Genomic DNA, 2,465 nt, shown 5'->3' with positions numbered 1-2,465 from the left:
ATAACTACTTCTGATATGAGTTGGCGTGGGACAATGGTGTATGGCCATTGCTCCTGAGACTGTTGTCGCGTTGCGGGCGAAGTTCGATGCGTTGCTGCCGCATCTGGATGAGCGGGCGCAGCGGCTGACGCTCGCGGCCGAGGCGAGATCGTTGGGTCATGGCGGGATCGCGGCGGTCGCGCGGGCGTCGGGGTCGTCGAGGTCGCGGGTGCAGCAGGGTGTCGCGGAGCTGGAGGCCGGCGTGGAGCCGCTCGGGCGGGTGCGCAGGCCCGGCGCGGGACGCAAGCCGATCACCGAGACCGATCCGGGGATCGTGGAGGCTCTGTTGGCGCTGGTGGAGCCGACCCGGCGGGGAGATCCAGAATCGGCGCTGTCGTGGACGACGTTGTCGACCCAGAACCTCGCCGATGAGCTGACGGCGTCGGGGCATCCGGTCAGCTCGGTGAAAGTCGCGCAGCTTCTCAAGGAGCAGGGCTTCAGTCTGCAGGCCAATAGCAAGCAGATCGAGGGCCGTCAGCATCCGGACCGGGACGCCCAGTTCTCCTATCTCAATGGCCAGGTCCGCGATCACATCATGGCTGGGGACGCGGTGATCAGTGTGGACACGAAGAAGAAGGAACTCATCGGCGAGTTCCGCAACAACGGGCGAGAGTGGCATCCGAAGGGTGCGCCGCGGGCGGTGAACGTGCACGACTTCAAGGACCAGGAGTTGGGCAAGGTGAACCCGTACGGGGTCTACGACGTCGCCGCCGACACCGGCTGGGTGTCGGTCGGCGTCGATCACGACACCTCCGCGTTCGCGGTGAACACGATCCGCTCGTGGTGGAACACCGTCGGCCGTGGCGCCTACCCAGGCGCATCCCGGTTGCTGATCACTGCTGACGGCGGCGGCTCCAACGGGTACCGCACCAGGCTCTGGAAGACCGAACTCGCCCAACTGGCCACCGAGACCGGCCTGACCATCACGGTCTGCCACCTCCCGCCAGGAACGAGCAAGTGGAACAAGATCGAGCACCGCCTGTTCTCCCGCATCTCGATCAACTGGCGTGCCCGCCCCCTGACCAGCCGAGAAGTCGTCGTGAACAGCATCGGCGCGACCCGGACCGCTTCCGGTGAACGAGTCGAGGCCGTACTCGATACCGCCGAGTATCCCGCCGGGATCAAGATCCCCGACACGCAGATGCAGAAACTCGTCAACGACGGCGTACTGACCCGCCACGACTGGCACGGCGAATGGAACTACACACTCCACCCCGACACGCACAGCTAATTACTTCGCGCCCCCTTAGTGGCGGTGGGCGCCGACGGCGAGCTGCCGCAGGGCGGCGATCGCGTCGTCGGGGTCGTCGGCGCCGAACACGGCGGACCCGGCGACGAACGTGTCGGCGCCGGCCTCGGCGGCCTGGGCGATCGTCGACGCGGACACCCCGCCGTCCACCTGCAGCCACACCTGCGAGCCGCGTCGGCGCACCTCCTCGCGCAGCCGGCTGACCTTGGACAGCTGATCGGCCATGAACGACTGACCGCCGAAGCCCGGCTCCACCGTCATCACGAGGATCTGGTCGAACTCGTCGAGCACGTCGAGCAGACTGTCCACTCCCGTTGCGGGTTTGACGGCGACACCGGCGCGCGCACCGATCTGCCGGAGGCGCCGGGCGAGGCCGATCGGATCGGTCGCCGCCTCGAGATGGAAGGTGACGGATGCCGCGCCGAGCTCGGCATAGCCGGGCGCCCACCTGTCGGCATCCGTGATCATGAGATGCACATCCAGCGGCACGGGACTCGTCGCCTGGATGCGCTCGACCATCTGTGGCCCGAACGTCAGATTCGGCACGAAGTGGTTGTCCATGACGTCGACGTGCACGAAGTCGGCCGCGGCGATGCGCGCGAGCTCGGCCTGCATGTTGACGAAGTCGGCGGCGAGGATGCTGGGGTTGATGCGAACGCTGTCGGACACGACATCCACCCTATGCGGCGCCCCGCGGGGTCGCAGATGGTCGCTACGCGCGTGTGGTAGCGGCAAGATGCGCCCCGCCCGCACCCGGGCGCCTGGCTGCACCGCGCCGTCAAGACATCAGTGTTTGCGCAGGAGTGTGATCGACATCGCGTCGGTGCCGTGGCGATGCGGCCACAGCTGCGCCCGTCCAGACCCGTCGACGGGCGCGGCGAGGTCCATCGCCGTATCGCTGATGCGGGCGATCACGGCACGGGCATCGAGCTCTTCGGCACGGTCGCCGAACGTCCGGAGCGCATCGGCAGTGACCGCGGCCGTCTCGGCCAGGTGCGGTGAGCAGGTGACATACGCCACGACGCCGTCGGGGGTCAGTGCTTCGAACGCCGCGGCGAGCAACCCGGCCTGCAGGGCGGCCAGCTCCGGCACGTCGGCGGGATGCTTGCGCCACCGCGCCTCGGGGCGGCGGCGCAGGGCGCCGAGGCCGGTGCAGGGGGCATCGACGAGGATCCGG

The 2,465-nt window shown here is 68.2% G+C and carries 1 protein-coding gene and 2 pseudogenes; 1 reads left to right on the top strand and 2 read right to left on the bottom strand.

The annotated features are described in order from the left end of the window. Nucleotides 1-40: 40 nt before the first annotated feature. Nucleotides 41-1,255 (top strand): annotated as a pseudogene (locus tag WBP48_RS07010) (ISAzo13 family transposase); the annotation flags it as partial. Between the two features lie 30 nt (nt 1,256-1,285). Here the strand turns inward: WBP48_RS07010 and rpe are convergent. Together rpe and WBP48_RS07000 are read right to left on the bottom strand one after the other, a co-directional pair. Then, nucleotides 1,286-1,957, bottom strand: coding sequence for a ribulose-phosphate 3-epimerase (gene rpe / locus WBP48_RS07005; RefSeq protein WP_424438116.1), 672 nt, complete (start codon nt 1,955-1,957; stop codon nt 1,286-1,288). Nucleotides 1,958-2,074: 117 nt separating this feature from the next. Beyond that, nucleotides 2,075-2,465 (bottom strand): annotated as a pseudogene (locus WBP48_RS07000) (rRNA small subunit methyltransferase B); the annotation flags it as partial.

This window comes from Microbacterium sp., from assembly GCF_049661145.1.
Classification (GTDB): Bacteria; Actinomycetota; Actinomycetes; order Actinomycetales; family Microbacteriaceae; genus Microbacterium.
Note: the sequence above shows the minus strand (reverse complement) of the source record. Positions and strands in the feature narration are given on the sequence as shown.